Source organism: Micromonospora echinofusca, from assembly GCF_017614955.1.
In the GTDB taxonomy this organism is placed as follows: Bacteria; Actinomycetota; Actinomycetes; order Mycobacteriales; family Micromonosporaceae; genus Micromonospora; species Micromonospora echinofusca_A.
Genome location: NZ_WVUH01000617.1, coordinates 1 through 1,737 on the forward strand (window position 1 = coordinate 1; position 1,737 = coordinate 1,737).

Consider the following 1,737-nt stretch of genomic DNA (forward strand, 5'->3'; position numbering starts at 1 on the left):
GAGCAGGGTGAGGGCGTCGCCCCGGAGCAGGTCGGCGACGGTGGCCCGGCGCCAGGGCTGTGGTTCGGCGCCGGCCGGCGGCCAGGGCTGGCCGCCGCTGAGGGTCACCAGGCCGGTCGCCGCCCGCCGCAGCCGGCTCCTCAGCGCGTACGCCAGGTCGGCGAGTTCGTCGGGTCTGGCGGGTACGGCGGCGGCGCGGACGTGCCGGGCGGGGCTGAGGTCGACCGCCTCGTCGAGGAGGTCGACGACGGGGACCGCGCGGGCGAACCCGGGGACCGGGTCGAAGGTGTCGGGGTGCCGGTCGAAGTCGTGCCAGGCGGTGAGTACCGCGTGGTGGAGCGCGGCCCACTCCGCCGGGGAGCGTCGGTCGGCGGTGTCGTCGGTGGGTCGGGTGTCGGCCGACGCGGTGTCCACCAGCAGGACGGCCGACGGCAGGGTCGCCTGCGGGTGGGGCTGCTGCAGCAGCCACACCTGCAGGCCGATGTGCAGGGGGGGAGCCATCCCGGCCGGTAGCGCGACGACCGCGCGGAGTGCGCCACTGCGGACCAGGTCGGCCCGGATCCGCCGCCCCGACGGGCGGAACGCGGAGCCGGGCGGCATGAGCAGCGCGGCCCGGCCGCCCGGGGTCAGGTGGGCCAGGCAGTGTTGCAGCCAGGCCAGTTCGGATTCACCCTTCGGGGGCAGGCCGAACACCCACCGGGGGTCGTAGGCCAGGTCCTCGTGGCCCCAGTCCCGCTGGCCGTAGGGGGGCGCGGAGAGCACGGCGTCGGCGACCAGGGTGGGGAAGGCGTCGTCACGGATGCTGTCGCCGACGCTGACCTGCGCCCCCGTCGCGTCCGTCTGCACGGCCAGGCGGGCGGCGGCCTGCGCGGCTGCCGCCGGCACCAGGTCCTGGCCGTACAGCTCGCGGGCGCCGCGTGCGGCGGCGGCCAGCAGCAGGCTGCCGACCCCGCACGCGGGGTCGAAGACCCGGTCCGGGTACGCCTCGCCGGGTCCGGTGAGGAGTTCGGCCATGAGTGCGGCGGTGTTCGTCGGTGTCCGGTAGGCGCTGCTGGTCTTGCTGTCGGTGATCTCCCCTTCGGCGAGGACCTCCAGCGTCTGCGCGGCGCCCTCCTCGGCGCAGCAGCGCAGCAGGGTCCGCAGCAGCTCGGCTTCCTCCGGTCGGTAGGGCAGGTCGCCGGTGTCGGGGATGTCGACGGCGTACGACCGGCTCGTCTTCTGGGCCCAGGCGGCCAGCCGGTCGTCGGGCAGGGCGACGGCCTTCTTCGTCTCGGTGTCGACTATGCGACTCGCGGCGACGACGAGTGGCAGCAGCCTGCTGCGGTGGGCGAGGTCGGTGGCGCTGGTACGCAGGATGGTGCGCAGCTCGTCGGTGGGGGAGCCGGCCGGTAGTTGCCCGCGTTTGGCGAGCCAGGCCCGTACGGCGGTCAGGTCGTACGCCGGGCTCGTGTCGGTGCCGCCGGTCGGGGCGGGGAAGTCGGGGTGACGCCGGCGCCAGTTGCTCACGGTGGCGCGCGTGACCTTGGCCAGCCGGGATATCTCGGCGGCGGTCACCTGGGTGGGCTGCGGCATGGGCGTCCTGTCGGCTGGTGGTGCTGCTCGCCGCACACCCTACACGATCGCGAAAGCGTTTAAACGGTTTGACAGTGCTTTCACTTGAGGCTGTGCTAGGGTCGCTTTCACCCAAGGCGGGTCGATCTGCTCGACCGTCCGCCCCATCCCCCTGCCCGCGACGAG

General features: G+C 74.4%; 1 protein-coding gene. It reads right to left on the reverse strand.

The window, feature by feature from the left end:
• The coding region (locus GSF22_RS33350; protein WP_208817883.1) for an N-6 DNA methylase at window positions 1–1,572 on the reverse strand (1,572 nt) is incomplete at its 3' end.
• Between the last annotated feature and the right edge of the window lie 165 nt (window positions 1,573–1,737).